This is a genomic window from Streptomyces sp. NPDC043896 (assembly GCF_056435605.1).
In genome coordinates this window covers 147,560-166,382 of record NZ_JBWKEE010000006.1, presented here as the reverse complement: position 1 = coordinate 166,382, position 18,823 = coordinate 147,560, and the positions used below count along the sequence as shown (strand labels likewise).

The window sequence follows — 18,823 nt, the reverse complement described above, 5'->3', positions numbered from 1 at the left end:
GTCATCGGTCCTTTGGGTCGAGGAGCCACAGCGCGATCACGACGAGGAAGGACAGGACCAGGAATCCCGCCCCCCACCAGGCCGTGGCGGCATTGCCCTTCATCCACTCGTTGACGGTCACGGTCAGCGCCCACAGCTGCCCGATCACGACTGTGAGGGCGAGGGCCAGGCGGGCGTTGAGCTTGGAGGAGCGCTCCGGTTCCTGTTCGGTGCCGGCGCCCGGGCCGGGGCCCGTGTGCCGGATGCGCGGGTCGCCGTAGCCGCTGGTGGAGCGGATCTGCGGGTACCGCTCGTGAACCGGCCGGTTCAGCCGGGGCTGGGCGCTCCCCGGGTGGTAGTCGGGTCGGGGAGGCGGCTGGGCGTCGCTCATGCCCGCCTGCTCTCGTCGGCGCGTGCCGCTCCTGGGCAGCCGAGGCGCTGGGCCATCTCGGGGCGGGTGTCGCCGAACTGCCGGCACAGCGCTTCCTTGGAGGGTTCGCCCGAGCGGGCGGTCGCGATGGCCCAGACGCTGCCGTCGGCCTGTTCGGTCAGGAAGATCCTGGGGAGCGGGCGGGGAGGCGGACCTGCGGTCACCTCGCCGGTGCGGGCGTCGAAGACGCCCTCGTGGCAGGGGCAGTACAGCTCTCCGTCGGGGCCGCGGTCCTCACGCCAGAGCACGGCGCAGGCCAGGTGGGTGCAGACGGCGGAGTATCCGACGAGGCTGCCGTCTCCGAGCCGGACGGCGAGGGCGCGGTCTTCCTCGCCGGGGAATCTGAAGGCCACGGACTGACCCGGCGCCAGCTGGTCGGTGACCTTCTTGGCTTCGGGCATCGTCTCGCTGTCCCCGTGCCGGTGGAGGATGCCGGAGGCGACACCGACTCCCCCGATGGCCAGGCCGCCGGAGACGGTGGCGACGATCCGCAGGTAGTCGCGCCGGGTGGTGAGGGAGTCGGCGCTGATCCGGTCGCGCAGCTGAGCGGCGGCTGCGTCCGCGTCCGGGCCCGGTGCGGATCCGGGGGCGGGCTGCTGGGTCACGCTCATCGGACATCCACCCCATTCACCTCCACGACGGGCAGGCCGCCGGGAACGGGCCACTGGACCTTGTCGGCGGGGACGACCATCGCCACGCCGGTGGAGACGACCACGTCACCGAAGGCGAAGGAGTCGGCGACCTGGACGCCGGGGCGCTCCCGCTGGAGCTCTTCGAGCGTTCCGTAGAAGAGGGCTCCGGTCGGGCAGACCGTGGCGCACATGGGGGCCAGGCCGTAGGCGGTGCGGTCATAGCACAGGTTGCACTTCATCTGGAGCTTCGCCTGGAGGTCGATCTTCGGGACGCCGAAGGGGCAGGCGTTGACGCAGTTGGCGCAGCCGATGCAGCGGGTGGTGTCGGCCTGCTGGACCACACCGTCGGCGGTCACCAGGATCGCGTCGGCGGGACAGACTTCGGCGCAGGGCGCGACGGGGTCTTCGCAGTGCATGCAGACGGTCGGGAGGGAAGCGACGGACTGGCCGGGGTCGGTGTAATCGAGGTGGATCATCGACTTTCCGCGGTGCGAGTCGCATTCGCGGCAGGCGGAGACGCAGGCCTGGCAGCCGATGCATCTGCCGGGGTCGATGAAGATCGTGCGTCCCATCATGGCGGCGTCAGCTCCTCTCCGCCGTGCCACGGCCCTGCGAGGACGTGGGGGGCAGGGGGTCGGTGCGCGATACCTGGGTCTCCGGGTATGCCTCGCGGCCGGGAGCCGTGGGCGGCGCCGGCACTTCGTCGACCCGCTCGGCCGCCTCGATCCGCGCGGCGCAGACCTTGTACTCGGGGATCTTCGAGCGGGGGTCGAGGGCGTCGATGGTCAGGGCGTTCGCGGCGGTCGGGACCGGCCAGTGGTAGGGGATGAAGACGGTGTCGGGGCGGATGGCCTCCGTGACCAGGGCGGGGAAGACCTCGCTGCCGCGGCGGGTCACCACCCGGACCGGATCGCCGTCGCGGAAGCCGTGTGAGGGGTGCACCTCGACCCACGGTCGCGGGGTCTGTTCGACGAGGGCGCCCAGGCGGCGGGTCTGGTTGCCGGACAGGAAGTGCGCGACGGTGCGGCCGGTGGTGAGGGAGAGCGGGAACTCCTCTGTGTAGGCGTCCATGGGCGGGTGCCATTCCACGACCTGCATGTGGATCTTGCCGTCGGGGTGGTAGGTCCTGCCGTCCTCGAACAGGCGGGGTGTGCCGGGGTGTTCGGTGGAGGGGCAGGGCCAGGCGATGCCGCCGGTCGCCTCGAGCCGGTCGTAGGTGATGCCGTAGTAGTCGTTGACGGTGCCGGCGGAGGCGACGCGCAGCTCCTCGAACACCTCGCGGGAGCCGGGGAAGTCGAACTTGTCGCCGGCGCCGAGGCGTCTGGCCAGTTCGCACATCACCCAGGTGTCGGTACGCACGCCGGCGGGGGGTTCCTGTGCCTTGTTGTGCTTGACCACGCGGGCTTCGGTGTTGGCCATGACGCCCTCGTCCTCGGCCCAGACGGTGACCGGGAAGACGACGTGCGCGTTGGTCGCGGTCTCGGAGAGGAAGAAGTCGAACTGGGCGTGGAACTCGAGGGTGTCGTAGCCGAGCTTCACCGCCCCGTAGTTGGGGAGTGAGACGAACGGGTTGTTGCAGATGCCGATCAGGCCGCGGATCTCGCTGCGCTGCATCTGCCAGACCATTTCCATCATGGAGGTGCCGGCGGGCGGGAGGTCGGCTTCGTCGATGCCCCAGATGCGGCAGATCTGGCGGCGGTGGTCCTCGTTCATGATGGATCGGCCGCCGGGCAGGAGGTCGGCCTTCTGTCCGTGTTCGCGGCCGCCCTGGCCGTTGCCCTGGCCGGTGATGGTGCCGTAGCCGGCCCCTGGCTTGCCGAGGTTGCCGGTGGCCACGCACATGTTGATGACGGACAGGCAGTTCTCGACGCCCTGGGAGTGGTGTTCGATTCCGCGTGCGTGGAAGGCCATCGCCTTGTCCGCTCCGGCGAACATGCGGGCCACCTGGACGATCTGCGACGCGGGAACGCCGCAGATCTCGGCGGACCGGGCGGGCGGGTACTCCTGGACGGTCTTCTTGACCTCGTCCCAGCCGGTGGTGTGGGCGGCGAGGTAGGTCTCGTCGGTGAGGCCCTCGGCGACGATCACGTGCAGTACGGCGTTGAAGAAAGCCGAGTCGGTGCCGGGTTTGATGGCGACGTGGACGTCGGCGGTGCGGGCGATGGCCGTTTCGCGCGGGTCGACGACGATCAGTGACGCGCCCCGGTCGCGGGCGCCCCAGAGGTACTGGGTCATCACGGGGAAGCACTCGCCGACGTTCGACCCGGCGATCAGCAGGCAGTCGGTGAGGAGGATGTCGGAGAAGGGGTTGGCGGCGCGGTCGATGCCGAAGGCGAGCTTGTTGGCACCGGCGGCGCTGACCATGCAGAGGCGGCCGTTGTAGTCGACGTGCCTGGTCTTGAGTGCGACCCGGCCGAATTTGCCGACGAGGTAGGTCTTCTCGGAGAACAGGCTGGCGCCGCCGAGCAGTCCTACGGCGTCGTTGCCGTGGGCGGCCTGGATGCGACGGATCTCTGAGACCGTGAAGTCGAGGGCTTCGTCCCAGGAGGTTTCCTTGAACTCCTCGTGGCGGGATCGGCGCATGAGTGGCGAGGTCAGCCGGTCGGGGTGGTTGACCTGCTGGTAGGCGTTGATGCCCTTGGGGCACAGCCTCATGCGGTTGATGTCGTGGTTGCGGGGTTCGACGCCGAAGACCTTGCCGCCGCTGTCGACGCGCAGGTACATGCCGCATTGCACGCCGCAGAAGCAGCAGTGGGTGGGGACGAGGGTCTCGCCGTTCTGGTCGGCGTGCCACCGGTCGGCGGGGATGCCGCCGGCGTCGCGGAAGTTGCGGGTGCCGGGTGGGGCGATGGACGGGTCGAGGGGCAGGGGTGCCGGCTTGGCGGGGTCCGTCGCGGTCACTTGAAGCCCTTCTTGACGTGGGTCAGGTAGGCGTTGCCGCGCAGGACCCGCTTGCAGCGGGGGCAGTATTCGGCGAAGGCGTTGAAGTCGAGCTGGAGGTCCCGCATGGTGCCGCGCAGGTTCTCGACGTACGGGGTGGTGTCGATGGGTTCGCCGCAGCGCTTGCAGGCGAAGACTTCCTCGTCCTGGCGGGCGGTGTACTTGAAGAGCTGCATGCCGACGGCCGCCGGCCGTTGAACAATGTGAAAGAACTTCCCGAAGGGGATGTAGATGAGGGTGAAGACCACCGACACCATGTGCAGGATCGCCAGGAACTCGTAGCCGCCGCCGTGCAGGAAGATCGACGAGAAGGTGAGCAGCAGCCCCGTCACGGAGATCACGATGAGGCAGATCAGCGGGAGCAGGTCGTAGGCGAAGCGCTGGCCGGTGATGGCTCCGCGGTCCTTCATCCGGCGCCACAGGAAGTACGAGGCTCCGGGGATGACGAGGACGGCGGCGATGTCCAGGCCGTGGAACATCAGCCAGCCCACGATGTCGAGCGCGTTGAACCCGAGGACCTTGAAGCCCCAGATCCGCATCTCGTAGCCGGGGCCTGAGCCGCTGTCGGAGGTGAAGGTGAACCAGCCCCAGGTGAGGGGGAAGGTGATCGCGGCGGCCAGCAGGCATCCCCAGAAGATCAGCTGGTGGGCGGCCCAGCGGGCGCGAGAGCGGGCGCCGAGGAACTTCTGGAAGCCGAGGTAGGTGGCGATCATCTTCGGCAGGGCGGTGGGGGCCTTCTTGAAGTTGGCTGCCGAGAAGAAGCTGCCGAAGCCCTTCTTGAACAAGCGTCGAGCGCCGGGGGCGGATACCCAGACCGTGTACCGGTAGGCCACGCCGAACGCGAGGAAGACGGTGGCGACGGCGTACGGCAGCAGGGCGGAGTCGAAGTCCCGCAGCAGGCGGCTGCCGAGCACGATGGCGGCGACGAGCAGGAGGGAGACGGCGGCGCCTGCCGCGGTGGCCCGTGCGGCGACGGACCGCCTGGCCGCCGGCGGGGGCTCGGGGGGCCCGGGTGGCGGCGGGGCTGCGGCGACTGCTTCTGTGGGCTCGGACACAGCACCACGCTAGGTGGTCTATGCCGTTTCGGCCCGTTATGTCGAGCTTACGGCTGCTCCGAACGGGTCATACGGCCGTCAGCCCGTGAGCGGCGAAGAGCGCCTTGGCCTCGGCCACCTGCCCGGCGGTGGGCGACGGCGTGTCGTGCAGCGTGAACGGCATGCCGAGGGCCTCCCACTTGCTCTCGCCGAGCTTGTGGAAGGGCAGTACGTCGACCCGTGTGATGTTCCCGAGTCCGGCGGCGAAGGCGGCGACCCCTTCGACGTTCTCGTGCGCGTCGGTGAGGCCGGGTACGAGCACGAACCGCAGGTGCACCTCCTTGTCCAGGTCGGCGAGGCGGCGCGCGAAGTCCAGGGTCGGTTCCAGCGGCCGGCCGGTGACCTTCTGGTAGGTCTGCCGGTCCCACGACTTGATGTCGAGCAGTACGAGGTCCACGTCGCGCAGCAGTGCGTCGGTGGCCCGCGCTCCGAGGAAGCCCGAGGTGTCGAGGGCGGTGTGGAGGCCGAGGTCGTTCTTCATGCGGTGCAGGAGTTCACCGGCGAAGACGGGCTGGAGAAGCGGTTCGCCGCCGGAGATGGTGGCGCCGCCGCCGGAGGCGGAGATGAACCGCGTGTACTTGCGGGCTTCGGCGATGACGGCGTCGGCCGAGGTGCGCCTTCCGTTGCGCATCCGCATGGTGTCGGGGTTGTGGCAGTACAGGCAGGTCAGCGGGCAGCCGGAGAGGAAGGTCACGAACCGGGTGCCGGGGCCGTCGACTCCGGTGGACAGGTCCCAGGAGTGCACCGAGCCTTCGCTCGGCCGGTGCGTCGCGGCGGCGGCCGGCGTCTGGGCGGGGGTCGCATGCGTCTGCGCCGGGGTGGCCGGCGGCCGGGCCTCGATGGTCTGGGGCTGTGTGCCGGCCGCGGCAACGGGCTGCTGGGCGGCGGTGAACGTGGCGGCGTTCTGGGGGCCGACGGGAAGGCTCGTACCGAAGTAGACGGTCATGGCAGGTGCTCCAGTCGTGTTCCGGTGCGTTCGGTGGTTCTGGTGTGTCCGGTGTCCCCGGTGGGAGCGCGCGGTCCCGGGGCCGGGGTGGGGGCCCGGCCCCGGGCCGCACGGTCTGCGGGCGCCGCTACAGCGCGCCGTGGAAGGTGCGGTTCAGCACGTCGAGCTGCTGCGCCCGGGTGAGTCGCACAAAGTTCACCGCGTAGCCGCTGACGCGGATGGTCAGCTGCGGGTACTTCTCCGGGTGCTCCATGGCGTCCATGAGGGTGTCGCGGTTGAGGACGTTGACGTTCATGTGGAAGCCGTCGACTGCCATGTAGCCGTCGAGGACACCGGCCAGGTTCTTGATCCGTTCCTCGGGGCTGCGGCCGAGGCCGTCGGGGGTGACGGTGTTGGTCAGCGAGATACCGTCCTCGGCGTCCGCGTACGGCAGCTTCGCCACCGACAGCGCCGAGGTGACGTAGCCGTGGGTGTCGCGGCCGTTCATCGGGTTGGCGCCCGGGGAGAACGGCTCGCCGGCCCGGCGGCCGTCCGGCGTGTTGCCGGTCTTCTTGCCGTAGACCACGTTCGAGGTGATCGTCAGCACGGACTGGGTGTGTTCGGCGTCCCGGTACGTCTCGTGCTTGCGGATCTTCTTCATGAACTCCTCGACGAGCCAGACGGCGATCTCGTCGACGCGGTCGTCGTTGTTGCCGTACGCCGGGAACTCGCCCTCGATGGCGTAGTCGGTGGCGAGGCCGCTCTCGTCGCGCAGCGCGGTGACCTTGGCGTACTTGATGGCGGACAGCGAGTCGGCGGCGACCGACAGGCCGGCGATGCCGCAGGCCATCGTGCGGCGGACGTCGCGGTCGTGGAGTGCCATTTCGATGCGCTCGTAGGCGTAGCGGTCGTGCATGTAGTGGATGACGTTGAGGGCGTGGACGTAGGTCTTGGCGAGCCATTCCATCTGCTCGTCGAACTTGGCCATGACCTCGTCGTAGTCGAGGACGTCGGAGGCCGGCAGGCCGGTCCGCGGGCCGACCTGGGCGCCGGACTTCTCGTCGCGGCCGCCGTTGATCGCGTAGAGGAGGGTCTTGGCGACGTTCACGCGGGCGCCGAAGAACTGCATCTGCTTGCCGACCGGCATCGCCGACACGCAGCAGGCGATGGCGGTGTCGTCGCCGAAGCGCGGGCGCATCAGCTCGTCGGACTCGTACTGCACGGAGGAGGTGTCGATCGAGACGCGGGCGCAGAACTCCTTGAAGCCCTGCGGCAGCCGGGGCGACCAGAAGACCGTCATGTTCGGCTCGGGGGCGGGGCCGAGGTTGTAGAGGGTCTGGAGGTATCGGAAGGAGGTCTTGGTGACGAGGGGGCGGCCGTCCTCGCCCATGCCGGCGATGGACTCGGTGACCCAGGTGGGGTCGCCGGAGAACAGTTCGTCGTACTCGGGGGTGCGCAGGAAGCGGACGATGCGCAGCTTGATGATGAAGTCGTCGACGAGTTCCTGTGCCTGTTCCTCGGTGAGGACTCCGGCCGCGATGTCACGCTGTAGATATATGTCGACAAAGGTGGAGGTACGGCCGAGGGACATGGCCGCGCCGTTCTGCTCCTTCACGGCGGCGAGATACGCGAAGTACAGCCACTGGATGGCCTCGCGGCCGGTGACGGCGGGAGCGGAGATGTCGTAGCCGTAGGAGGCGGCCATCGCCTTGAGTTCGGACAGCGCGCGCATCTGCTCGGCGAGTTCCTCGCGCAGGCGGATCGTCTCCTCCAGCGAGCGGTGGCCGGCGGGGAGGGAGTTCAGCTCCTCCTTCTCCTCCTTCTTGGAGGAGATCAGCCGGTCGACGCCGTAGAGGGCCACGCGGCGGTAGTCGCCGATGATGCGGCCGCGGCCGTACGCGTCCGGGAGGCCGGTCACGATGCCCGCCTTGCGGGCGGCGCGGATCTCGGGGGTGTAGGCGTCGAAGACGCCGGCGTTGTGGGTCTTGCGGTACTCCGTGAAGACCTTCTCCAGTTCCTCGGAGACCGGGTAGCCGTAGGTCTCCAGGGCGCCGGCGACCATTCGCCAGCCGCCGTAGGGCATGATCGCGCGCTTGAGCGGGGCGTCCGTCTGGAGGCCGACGATCAGGTCCTTGTCGCGGTCGATGTAGCCGGGGGCGTGCGCGGTGATGGACGACGGGATGTCGTGCGCGACGTCGTAGACGCCCTTCTCCCGTTCCTCCGGGAACTTGTCGGTGATCGCCTTCCATACGGCGGTGGTGCGTTCGGTGGGGCCGGCGAGGAAGGAGTCGTCGCCTTCGTACGGCGTGTAGTTCTGCTGAATGAAGTCGCGGACGTCGATGGCGTCGCGCCACAGGCCGCCCTTGAAGCCGTCCCAGGCCTCGCCGTTCTTCGTGGTCTCCACAGGGGTGGCAGTCATCACCGGCACCTTCTCCGAGTCGCCTCATCGCTTGTCTCCATTCCACGCCTTTTGATCGATCATCTGGTGCCGCGATGGTCCTGATCTCAGGCCCGAAGGTCCCCCAACCGACGGCCGCCGATCACTCACACCCGTCCTGAGCTGGGATTTCCCACAGGACGAAAGCCCCTCGTGCGCTTGTGAAAGCTTTCACAAGATTCTTCCGCCGCGAGGGAAAAGTCAGACAAGCTGCACCATGGCGAAGCCTGTGGATATCGCGACGCACGTCGTCACCAGCCCCGGCAGCATGAAGGAGTGGCTGACGACGAACCGGCCGACCCTCGTGGTACCGGTCCGGTCGACGTTGATCGCGGCGGTGAAGGTTCCGTACGTCGGCAGCAGGAAGTAGCCGTTGGCGGCGGGCCACATCGCGATGAGGAGCGGGGCCGGTATGCCCAGGGCAAGCCCTAGCGGCATCGGGGCCTTCGTGGTGGTGGCCTGACTGAAGAGCAGCGCGGAGAGGAGCAGCAGCATGATGGCGAAGAACCAGGGGTGGTCCTGCGCGACGCCGCCGAGGACGTCGGTGATCCGGGCCTCGTTGGCCCCGATGAAGGAGAGCCCGAGCCAGGACAGCCCGAAGACGCCGGTGACGGCGACCAGGCCGGACCTCGCCACGTCGGTGCAGGGGATGCGCGTGGCGTCGACGCGGCAGCACAGCAGGATCAGCGCGGCCACGGTCATCAGGAGGATCTCGATGGTCGCGGGCATGGAGAGCGGGCCCTTGCCGGCCGTGGGGCGCGGTCCCGGGAAGAGACCGCTGACGACGACGGCCGCGGTTCCGCCGAGGAAGAGGTACGCGGACCAGTGCGCCCGCGGTCGCAGCGGCGGCCGCGAGGCGGCTTCGGCTGGGGCGGGAGGCCCGGCTCCCCCTGCGGCCGGCCTCCGCAGGTACTCGGCGTCCCGGCTGAGCTCGTTGCCGACCCTGGACTGGACGGCGGCTGCGGCAAGGACGCCCAGCAGGGTCGCCGGGACCGCCACGGCCATGATGCGGGGCAGGTTCCAGCCGTCGCCGTCGAACATCACGATCATGGCGGCCATGGCCGCGGAGACGGGGGACGCGGTGATACCGAACGTGGCCGCGATGGAGGAGACGGCAATGGGCCGCTCGGGCCGGATACCGCCCTCGCGGGCCACGTCGTGGATGACCGGGAGGAGGGGGTAGAAGACGTGCTCCGTCCCGGCGCCGAGGGTGAACGCCCAGGAGACGAGGGGTGCGACGAAGACGATGCGGCGGGGGTCGCGCCGGATCGCGCGCTCGGCCCGGCCGACGAGGTAGTCGATGCCGCCGGCGGCCTCCATAGCTGACGCCGCCATGATCACCGCGAGGATGATCAGCATGACGTCGACGATGCCGGAGGTGTCGGCGTGTGCCACCCCGAAGGACGTGGCCAGTACGAAGACGCCGACGGCGCCCCAGAGCCCCATGGCGACCCCGCCCTTGCGGGAACCGAGCCAGATGGCCGCCACCATGACGGCGAGCTGAAGGAACATGCCGAGCACGGGCGTGGTCTTTCGGTGGGCTTGCCGACCGGGGCCCGGCAGCCCATCGCCCCGCAGGCTCGGGGCCTGCGGGGCGGGTCCGGGCCCGGCCGGCCGGGTTCCGGTGCCGGAGTTCCGGGTTCCCCGGCCGGGTGCCCGCACCCCGGGGCGCGGTGGTCAGATTCCCCGGCCGGGTGCCCGCACTCGGGGTGCCCGGGGGCCCGGGGCGGGGTGGTGGGCTTGGGTCAGCTGGGGGCTTCCGCGTTCTTGCGGGCGTAGAACCACCAGGTCACGACCACGCAGCTGGCGTAGAAGGCCACGAAGCCCCACATGGCGCTGGTCACCGCGAAGTTGGCGAACATCGCCGGGATGAAGAAGAAGCCGTAGGCGGCGATGGCCGCGGTGAAGCCCGTCACCGCGCCGGACTCGATCTCCGCCTGCTTCAGGGCTGCCGCGTACCGCGGCGTGCCCTCCGTCAGGCCCTTCAGGTGCTGGGCCCGGAAGATGACCGGGATCTGCCGGAAGGTCGAGCCGTTGCCGATGCCGGAGAAGAAGAAGGCCGCCAGGAAGCAGAGGAAGAAGCCGTGGAAGGAACCCTGATCAGAGCCCCCGGGCAGGAAGTTGATCACGCCGATGATCGACGCGCCCATGCCCACGAAGGAAAGGATCGTCACCCGGGCGCCGCCCAGCTTGTCGGCGATCCAGCCGCCCGCCCAGCGGGCCAGGGCGCCCAGGGCCGGGCCCATCCAGGCGTACGTCGCGACCGAGTAGGCCGGGAAGGTGGTCTTGATGAGCAGCGGCAGGGCGGCGGCGAAGCCGATGAAGGAGCCGAAGGTGCCGACGTAGAGCCAGGTCATCAGCCAGTTGTGCTTGCGCTTGAAGATGATCTTCTGCTGGCTGAAGGGGGTGGAGGCGACCTTGAGGTCGTTCTGGCCGAACCAGGCGACCGCCGCGAGCACGAGCAGGACCGGGATCCAGACGAATGCGGCGTTCTGGAGGTAGATCTCCGAACCGTTGGCCTTCTTCTGGCCGGCGCCGATGGCCAGGACGGAGGACGTGATCAGGATGGGGGTGAGCAGCTGGACCACGGACACGCCGAGGTTCCCGAGGCCGCCGTTGATGCCGGTGGCGTTGCCCTTCTCCCGCTTCGGGTAGAAGAAGCCGATGTTGGCCAGGGAGGAGGAGAAGTTCGCGCCGCCGATCCCGCAGAGCGCGGCGATCGCGACCATCGTGCCGTAGGAGGTGTCCGGGTCCTGTACCGCGAAGCCGAGCCACAGCAGCGGCACGACCAGTACCGCTGTGGAGAGGGCGGTGAAGCGGCGCTGTCCGACCATGGGGCCGAGGAAGGTGTAGAAGATCCGGGCGGTTCCGCCGGTGATGCCGGGGACGGCCGTCAGCCAGAACAGCTGGGACTGGGAGAAGCCGAACCCGACGTCCTTCAGGTTGGTCGCGGTGATGCTCCACACCTGCCAGACCACGAAGGCCACCAGCAGCGCCGGGACGGCGAGCCACAGGTTCCTGGTCGCGACCTTCTTGCCGGTGGAGTGCCAGAAAGACGGATCCTCCGGTGTCCACTCCGTGATGGTGCGGCCCGGGCGGTACTGCGCCGGGTCGGCGAGGACCTCGGGCGCTTGCTGCGTGGCGGAACTCATGGCGTGGTCCTGAACATTGAGACGGGTCCTGACCTATCCAGACTCCGCCCCGGGGGGTGGGCTGCGGCAGGGGCGAACGTCGTGTGGGCGGCGGGACCTTGTCCCGCCGCCGGCGGTCCCTTCGTCTTGCGGCGGGAGGGCGGGCCGGGCCGGTACGAGTCCGCCCGGGGTACCCGGCGGCCGCCGGCCGCGCGCCTCGCGGGCCGTGCGGCCGGGCCCTGGTGTGCTGGGCGGTATGACGTACGTACCGATGACCGCCCGCAGCCGCGACGAGGGGCACCGGACGGCGACCTCGCTGGAGCTGTTCTTCGACCTCTGCTTCGTCGTCGCGATCGCCCAGGCGGGGGCGCGGCTGGTGCACGCGCTGGCGGAGGGCCATCCGGGGTCCGGGGTGGTCGGCTACTTCTTCGTCTTCTTCGGTGTGTGGTGGGCGTGGATGAACTTCACGTGGTTCGCCTCCGCCTACGACTGCGACGACGTGCCGTACCGGATCGCGACGCTGGTGCAGATCGCCGGTGTGCTGGTCTACGCGGCGGGGGTGAGCCAGGCCTTCGACGAGAACGACTGGACCGTGGCCGTCATCGGCTACCTGATCATGCGGGTGGCGCTGACGGCGCAGTGGCTGCGCGCGGCGGCCGGGGAGACCGGCGAGGCGCGGGCGGCGGCGTTGAAGTACGCGGCGGGTCTGGTGGTCTGTCAGGCGGGCTGGGTGGGGCTGCTGTTCGCTCCGGAGGGTTCGAAGCGGTGGCTGTTCCTGGTACTGGTGGTGGCCGAGCTGATGGTCCCGGTGCTGGCCGAGCGTGGGCACCAGACGCCTTGGCACGCCCATCACATCGTGGAGCGGTACGGGCTGTTCACCATCATCGTGCTGGGCGAGACCATCGCGGCGAGCACGGTGGCGGTGAAGTCGGCACTCGACGAGCACGAGGCGCTGGACGAGCTGCTGCCCATCGCGGGGGGCGGGCTGCTGATCGTCTTCGCCGCGTGGTGGATCTACTTCGCGGTGCCGATGCACGAGCGGCTGAACTCCAACCGGGAGGCGATCCCGTGGGGCTACGGCCACCTGCTGATCTTCGCCTCGGGTGCGGCGATCGGTGCGGGCATCGAGGTCGCGGTGGAGCACGCGGTCGGCAAGGCGCACATCTCGCAGGTGGCCGCGAACGCCGCCGTCACCGTGCCGGCGGCACTGTTCCTGCTGATGGTGTGGCTGCTGCACTCGCGCCACTTCAAGCGCGGTCTGGCCCAGCAGCTGGTGCTGCCGGTGGCGGCGCTGGCCCTCCTCGCCTGCACGTGGGCCGGTTCGTACGCGGTCCTGTACGCGGGGCTGGTGGCGACGGCCACGGTGGCGGTCGGTGTGACCCTGTCCGTCCGGGGCGAGCAGCACGCCCGCGCCGGGGCCGGAGTCTGAGCCCGCGGCCGTCACCCCCACGCCCCCGAGCCCGTTCAGCAGCTCAGCGGAACGGCTACAGGAAGAGACAGCCCCCATGACACTCCCCCCGCAGCGGCACGGGTCCGGAACCGGCTCCGGAGCGGAACTGGCCGAGCCGGGCTTCTGGCAGCGGCCCCCCGACCAGCGCCTGGCGGCCTTCGCCCGGCTGCGCGCCCTGGACTCGCCGGTGTTCGTCCCCGAGGGCGGCGGCCACTGGGCCCTGGTGCGCCATGCGGACGTGCAGGAGGCGAGCCGCCTGCCGAAGGTGTTCGCGAGCGCGCCGGGGGTCACGACGCCGGAGCCGGCGCGGTGGGTGCGGGCGCTGTTCGGGGACTCCATGGTCAACCTGGACGGGGCGGACCACGCCCAGTTGCGGAAGATCGTGCAGCGGGCGTTCACTCCGCGGCTGCTGGCGGCGGCGGAGGAGGACATCCACGCGGTCGCGGCGCGGATCGTGGACGACGTCCTGGCCGAGGGGCCCGACGAGTTCGTGTCGGCGGTGTCCTCGCGGCTGCCGCTGGAGGTCATCTGCAACATGATGGGAATCCCGGAGCACTACCGGGCGGAGATCGCCGACCGGGTCAACCACGCCTCCGAGAACATCGGAGTGGAGCGCGGGCTGGCGGCCCGGCTGCGGATGCCCGGGCGGGGTCTGCGGGCCCTGGCCCGGATGCAGCGGATGGTGGCGGGGATCGGGCGGGAGCGGCGCCGCAACCCCACGGACGATCTGATCTCGGCCCTGGTGTGCGCGAACGTGGACGGTCAGGCGCTGGGTGCCCGGCAGCTGGGGGCGTTCTTCAGCCTGCTGATGGTGGCGGGGGTGGAGACCACCCGCAACGCCATCAGTCACGGGCTGACCCTGCTGACGGACTTCCCTGAGCAGCGGGACCTGCTGCTGTCGGACTTCGAGAAGTACGCGGACGGCGCGGTGGACGAGATGATCCGGCATTCGACGCCGATCATCCAGTTCCGGCGGACGGTCACGGCCGAGCACACGCTGGGCGGGCACCTGTTCCGGCCCGGGGACAAGGTGGTGTTGTATTACGCGTCGGCCAACCGGGACGAGGCGGTCTTCCCCGACCCGGACGCCTTCGACGTCACCCGTTCCCCGAATCCGCACCTGGGGTTCGGTGGCGGCGGACCGCATTTCTGCCTGGGCGCGCACCTGGCCCGGGTGGAGATGAAGGCACTGTTCCGGGAGCTGCTGACGCGGCCGGTGGGGCTGCGTGCGGTGGGCCTGCCGGATCTGGCGGGGTCGAACTTCGACAACCGGGTCCGTTCGCTGCGGTTCGCCTTCGAGCGCCCCTGACGGCGGGCGGGCCGGGGTCCTGCGACGGCCGGGCGGGGGGGCCGGGCGGGGGCCGGGCGGGGGGCCGGCCGCCGGGCAGGCTGGGAGCCCGGCGGCCGGGGCACGGCTGCCGCCGCAGGCGCGGCGGCGGCTGCCGCGAAAGGGGGCCGGCCCGGGAGACGGCCGGCGGGGGGTGGGGCGGGGAGGGGGAGGGGGGTGGGGCCCCCTCTGGGGGCTAGCGCTGGAGGGTCTGCACCGTGACCAGGCAGTGGGCGCTGCCGGTCAGGACTCCTTCGTCGCCGGCGAAGTCCTTGAGGGCCTCCGGGCTCACCGGCTGGCCGGGGACGGCCTCGGGCCAGGCACGCGTGGCGAAGAGGAAGTAGACCTGGCCGCTCTCGTTCGCCGCCGCCGCCCACTCGTCGGGGGCGGTGCAGGTGGCGTTCAGTCCGGGCAGGGTCAGCGCGATCTGGTTGTCCGCGAGGATGACCTTCACGTCGAACTTCTGCGGGTTCGCGGTGCCGTCCATGACCACGTCGCCGATGGGCAGGCCCAGCTCCTCCAGCAGCCCCCGGGCGGCGGCCTCGCTCCCCTCCCGGCCCTGCGGGCCGTCGCCGAGCGTGTAGGCGAGCAGGTACGGCATGTTGTGGCCCTCGGCGGGGTCGCCGATCCAGGCGAGCACGGAAAGGGTGCCGAGCTGGGTCCGGTCGATTTCGGCTTGCGTAGAAGTCATGCGCGCACCTTAGTGCTCCGGCGCCGGGCCCTTTCACGGCCTTTCACCCGGGCGGGCTAGACCGACCAGAATCCCCCTCCGGAATTCGTCTGCATGTTCGCGTCCTGGTACTGGACCCGCACGATCTTCTGGTTTTCCGGAATTTCGAACACGACCCATCCTTCGGCCCGCTCACCGACCGCGAGGGAATCGAAGACGAGTGGTTTCCCGGTCGTCAGTTCGCCGGTGCGCACCACCGGGTGGCGCTTGCCCGCGCCGTCGTACGCCCACATGCGCCCGAGCGCCCCGTACGAGGCGCCGCCGACGTTGACGAACGACATCGAGGCGGCCACCCAGCGCTTCCCGGCGGGCGGCTGGAAGTTCGGCTCGACGCTGACCGCCGGGTCCACGAACGCGCCCAGCACCACCTGGAGATGGCGTCCCACCTCGTGCCCCTGCACCCGTACGGAGTCACCCACATGGGCGTCCTTCGCGGCGCCGGGCACCGCCCCCGCCCGGTCCTGGACGGCGGGGTCCTCGTCGGCGCCGGCGGCCCCGTCGTCGACCGGGACGGCGGGCGCCGCGGCGGGGGCGAGCGCCGCCCCCTCGGGGGCGCTCTGGCAGGCGGTGGCGGTGAGCAGCAGGACGGGCAGCAGGGCGGCGGCGGCGAGCGCGGAGGCGGAGGCGGAGGAAGCGTGCTGACGCATACGGAACCCCTTCGGGGATCTTCGGGGCGGGGAGTATTTCTCGCCAGTCTCACGCGCCCGAGCAGGGAATTGCACACACCGACACGAGCGCGCACGGAACGAGTTGCCCGCCAATTGCCAGCACAATGCGTTCCGGCGGAATCCCGCCAGCCGCACCCACCTGGAGGAAGAATGCGTACGTCCGCCCGCCGAATCGCCGTCGGGGCCTTCTCCGCCCTGGCCGCGACCGCCCTGTTCACGGCTCCCGCCCACGCCACCGTTTTCAACCAGGGAATTTCCGTACAGTCGGAAGCTCACATCGCCCCGGACGGGACCGTCATCCTTTCAGGGACCTACCACTGCGAACTGCCCTCACCCTCGGGGGCGGTTCAGATCAAGGCCACCCTCGTCCAGGACCGCACCCGGCTGAGCATCGGCGCGGGCCAGGTCGTCTGCGACGGCCGGGAGCACCGCTGGGAGGCGGCCAGCCCGCTGACCGCCGGCGTGCACCAGGGCCCTGCGACCGCCGTCGCGGAGCTCCAGGAGATCCACATGTCCGGGCTGATGCCGCGGGCGATCGACACGGTCGCGCAGGACACCCGGGACGTCGAGGTCATCGACCACCGGTAGTCGCGGGTGGCACGCCCGCGAGGTCCGGTAGCCGCCGCTACCGGCACTCCGGGGCGACACCGGTCATGGACATGAACGCAACCGTCCGGCAGCTGGGGTCCGTAGGGGGGCGGGCCGCCGTCCGGTCCGCGAGGGACTGCCCCCCGGCTGCCAGCAGCAGGGCCACGAGTGTCGCCACGATGCCCGTGACAGTGCCCCGGTTCAGGCGGCGCACGGCTCGATCCGAATGCCACGCATCGGTTTCATGGCCGCATCATCACCCCACCCGCGCCACCCCACAACCCGGCGTGACCGCCCCCTCACCCACTGCCGCGCGGGCCGCCCTCACCCACTGCCGCGCTGCCGCCCCACCCACGGCCGCGCGGGTCCCCCTCACCCACGGCCGCGCGGGCCGTCCTCACCCCGTGCCGCGCCGTACGCCGCCCGCGTCGAACTCACACCACACGGCCTTCCCGTCGCCCCGCGACTCCACCCCCCAGTGCGTCGCGAGCGCGTCCACCAGCAGCAGCCCGCGCCCCGTCGTGGCGGCCTCGCCCGGGGTGCGCCGGCGCGGCCAGACGCTGGAGCGGTCCTTGACCCACAGCCGGATGCGCCGTACGGGTTCGGGCAGCACCTCCATGGTCAGCACCGCCCCGCCGTCGGTGTGGAGCAGGGCGTTGACCAGCAGCTCCCCCGCCGCCAGCTCGACGTCGTCGGCCAGTTCGGCCATGCCCCAGTCGCGCAGGGCCTGCCGCAGGGCGTAGCGGGCCTCGGACAGCCCTTCCGGGTCGGCCTGGTGGACGTACTGGTGGATGCGCGGCGCCCGGTGCGTGCCCGGGTCAGGGGCCCTGCGGAGCACGAGGAGGGCGACGTCGTCGCCCGAGCCCCAGCGTTCCCAGAGCCGGTCGGAGAGGTGGTCGGCGAGGGCGCCGGCGCCCTGGGGGCCGCTGCGGACGGCGTGGGCGAGGGCTTCCATGCCGGCGGTGATGGTGGTGCCGGGTTCCTCCACGAGCCCGTCGGTGCACAGGACGAGCGTCTCGCCGGGTACGAGGTCGAGGCGGGTCTCGGGGAAGTCCTCCTGCTCGAAGACGGAGGCCAGGCCCAGCGGGAGGCCGCCGCGGACGTTGGGCCAGCCGGTTCGGCCGTCCGTGTGCCGGATGAGCGGGCCGAGGTGGCCGGCGCGGACGGCTCGTACGCCTCCGGTCTCCAGGTCGACCTGCGCGTACATGCAGGTGGCGAAGCGTTCGGTGTCGAGTTCGGCGAGGAAGCGGGAGGCTCGGGCGAGGACGGTGGACGGTGGGTGTCCCTCGCCCGCGTAGGCGCGCAGCGCGATGCGCAGCTGGCCCATGATGGCGGCGGCGTGCGTGTCGTGGCCCTGTACGTCGCCGACGACGATGCCGACGCGGTCGCGGGGCAGGGCGATGACGTCGTACCAGTCGCCGCCGACCTCCCGGCCGCTCCAGGCGGAGTGGTAGCGGACGGCGATCTCGCCGCCGCTGATGTCGGGGATGCGCCGGGGCAGCATGGCGGCCTGGAGGCCGGTGGCGAACTCCCGCTCCTGGTCGAAGAGCAGGGCCCGTTGGAGGGACTGGGCGACGATGCCGGCCAGGCCGAGGCAGAGGTTGCGTTCCTCGGGGCTGAACTCGTTGCGGCGGCGGTAGAAGAGCACGAGGCCGCCGATGGCCTGGGCCTGGGCGATCAGCGGGAGGTAGGCGGCCGCGTCGTAGTGGATGCGGCGCAGGTAGTCGGCGAGGAGCGGGAATTCGCCGGCGAGTTCGGTGAGCGAGGTGACGAAACGTGCCTGCCGGCTGAGGATGGCCTGGGACAGCGGCAGTGAGCCGTCCAGGCGGGTGAACTTGCGTTCGCTGAGGATCTCCAGGGTTTCCCCGCTCAGCGCGATGATCTTGATGGTGCCGTTTTCGACGAGGCCCAGGGCCAGTCCGTCCGCGCCGAGGCGTTCCAGGGCTCCCGCGCCGGTCAGGGCGGCGGTCACGTCGTCGACGGTCACGGCCCGCGACAGGGCCTCGGTGGTGCGCTGCACGATGGCGGCCTGCTGGGTGCGGGCGTTCTCCAGTTTCCGCAGCACCGTCGCGTGGGCGAGCTCGGCGGTGGCGTCGCGGACGATGCCCACGACCCGCAGGGGCCGGCCGTCCGGGTCGCGCAGCACCCGGCCGGTGGTGTGGGTCCACTGGTCGCGGCCGTCGCGCCGGCGCACGGTGAAGTACGAGCCGTACGTCGCCCCGCCGGACTCCAGCACTCTGTTGACGGTGTCGGAGAGGCGGGCCGCGTCGTCGGACGGGATCCGCGTGCCGAGGCCTTCGGGGGTGTGGTCGAACTCCGCCGCCTCCAGGTCGAAGACGGCCAGCCCGGCCTCGTCCAGGCTGAGGGTGCCCGCGTCGAGGTCCCATTCGAAGCTGCCCATGCCGTTGAGCGCGAGCCGCTCCCCCGGGCCCGTCACGGGGTCCGGTGCAACCCGCTCCGGTTCGTCGCGCTCCGCCGCTGCCACGAGAGAC

Annotated in this window: 15 protein-coding genes; 3 read left to right on the top strand and 12 right to left on the bottom strand. The window is 70.7% G+C overall.

Going from position 1 to position 18,823, the window contains the following annotated elements; genetic code table 11:
• Position 1 precedes the first annotated feature (1 nt).
• The 9 genes from AC069X_RS10950 to AC069X_RS10910 all read right to left on the bottom strand — a co-directional run bounded on the left by AC069X_RS10950 (position 2) and on the right by AC069X_RS10910 (position 11,589).
• On the bottom strand, positions 2 to 370 hold the full coding sequence (locus tag AC069X_RS10950) for a hypothetical protein (protein WP_478727284.1): 369 nt from the start codon (positions 368 to 370) through the stop codon (positions 2 to 4).
• The gene (locus tag AC069X_RS10945) at positions 367 to 1,020 is read right to left on the bottom strand and encodes a QcrA and Rieske domain-containing protein (protein ID WP_478727282.1); all 654 of its coding nucleotides are present in this window, start codon (positions 1,018 to 1,020) and stop codon (positions 367 to 369) included. The genes AC069X_RS10950 and AC069X_RS10945 overlap by 4 nt, the downstream gene beginning before the upstream one ends.
• Positions 1,017 to 1,616, bottom strand: a complete 600-nt coding sequence (locus AC069X_RS10940) for a 4Fe-4S dicluster domain-containing protein (protein ID WP_478727280.1) — start codon at positions 1,614 to 1,616, stop codon at positions 1,017 to 1,019. The genes AC069X_RS10945 and AC069X_RS10940 overlap by 4 nt, the downstream gene beginning before the upstream one ends.
• Positions 1,617 to 1,623: 7 nt before the next feature.
• On the bottom strand, positions 1,624 to 3,942 hold the full coding sequence (locus AC069X_RS10935) for a molybdopterin oxidoreductase family protein (RefSeq protein WP_478727278.1): 2,319 nt from the start codon (positions 3,940 to 3,942) through the stop codon (positions 1,624 to 1,626).
• On the bottom strand, positions 3,939 to 5,036 hold the full coding sequence (locus AC069X_RS10930) for an MFS transporter (protein WP_478727277.1): 1,098 nt from the start codon (positions 5,034 to 5,036) through the stop codon (positions 3,939 to 3,941). Before AC069X_RS10930 ends, AC069X_RS10935 begins: the two co-directional genes overlap by 4 nt.
• 67 nt (positions 5,037 to 5,103) lie before the next feature.
• The gene (gene pflA / locus AC069X_RS10925; protein ID WP_478727275.1) at positions 5,104 to 6,021 is read right to left on the bottom strand and encodes a pyruvate formate-lyase-activating protein; all 918 of its coding nucleotides are present in this window, start codon (positions 6,019 to 6,021) and stop codon (positions 5,104 to 5,106) included.
• A gap of 127 nt (positions 6,022 to 6,148) precedes the next feature.
• Complete coding sequence (gene pflB, locus AC069X_RS10920; protein ID WP_478727273.1) at positions 6,149 to 8,419, bottom strand: formate C-acetyltransferase; 2,271 nt, start codon at positions 8,417 to 8,419, stop codon at positions 6,149 to 6,151.
• A 219-nt stretch (positions 8,420 to 8,638) separates the two neighbouring features.
• On the bottom strand, positions 8,639 to 9,949 hold the full coding sequence (locus AC069X_RS10915) for an anaerobic C4-dicarboxylate transporter family protein (RefSeq protein WP_478727271.1): 1,311 nt from the start codon (positions 9,947 to 9,949) through the stop codon (positions 8,639 to 8,641).
• A gap of 233 nt (positions 9,950 to 10,182) precedes the next feature.
• Complete coding sequence (locus tag AC069X_RS10910) at positions 10,183 to 11,589, bottom strand: MFS transporter (protein ID WP_478727269.1); 1,407 nt, start codon at positions 11,587 to 11,589, stop codon at positions 10,183 to 10,185.
• 235 nt (positions 11,590 to 11,824) lie between these two features.
• Here AC069X_RS10910 and AC069X_RS10905 point away from each other — a divergent pair, with 235 nt between their 5' ends.
• Positions 11,825 to 12,997, top strand: a complete 1,173-nt coding sequence (locus AC069X_RS10905; RefSeq protein ID WP_478727267.1) for a low temperature requirement protein A — start codon at positions 11,825 to 11,827, stop codon at positions 12,995 to 12,997.
• A 76-nt stretch (positions 12,998 to 13,073) separates the two neighbouring features.
• The gene (locus AC069X_RS10900) at positions 13,074 to 14,327 is read left to right on the top strand and encodes a cytochrome P450 (RefSeq protein WP_478727265.1); all 1,254 of its coding nucleotides are present in this window, start codon (positions 13,074 to 13,076) and stop codon (positions 14,325 to 14,327) included.
• Positions 14,328 to 14,541: 214 nt separating this feature from the next.
• On the opposite strand, the gene AC069X_RS10895 is transcribed toward AC069X_RS10900, so the two are convergent.
• Both AC069X_RS10895 and AC069X_RS10890 read right to left on the bottom strand, forming a co-directional pair.
• On the bottom strand, positions 14,542 to 15,036 hold the full coding sequence (locus tag AC069X_RS10895; protein ID WP_478727263.1) for a DUF5949 family protein: 495 nt from the start codon (positions 15,034 to 15,036) through the stop codon (positions 14,542 to 14,544).
• A 56-nt stretch (positions 15,037 to 15,092) separates the two neighbouring features.
• Positions 15,093 to 15,722, bottom strand: a complete 630-nt coding sequence (locus tag AC069X_RS10890) for a DUF4352 domain-containing protein (protein ID WP_478727261.1) — start codon at positions 15,720 to 15,722, stop codon at positions 15,093 to 15,095.
• A gap of 171 nt (positions 15,723 to 15,893) precedes the next feature.
• Here AC069X_RS10890 and AC069X_RS10885 point away from each other — a divergent pair, with 171 nt between their 5' ends.
• Positions 15,894 to 16,331, top strand: coding sequence for a DUF6299 family protein (locus tag AC069X_RS10885; protein ID WP_478727260.1), 438 nt, complete (start codon positions 15,894 to 15,896; stop codon positions 16,329 to 16,331).
• Between the two features lie 397 nt (positions 16,332 to 16,728).
• Here AC069X_RS10885 and AC069X_RS10880 read toward each other — a convergent pair whose 3' ends face one another.
• On the bottom strand, positions 16,729 to 18,816 hold the full coding sequence (locus AC069X_RS10880) for a SpoIIE family protein phosphatase (RefSeq protein ID WP_478727584.1): 2,088 nt from the start codon (positions 18,814 to 18,816) through the stop codon (positions 16,729 to 16,731).
• Positions 18,817 to 18,823 lie beyond the last annotated feature (7 nt).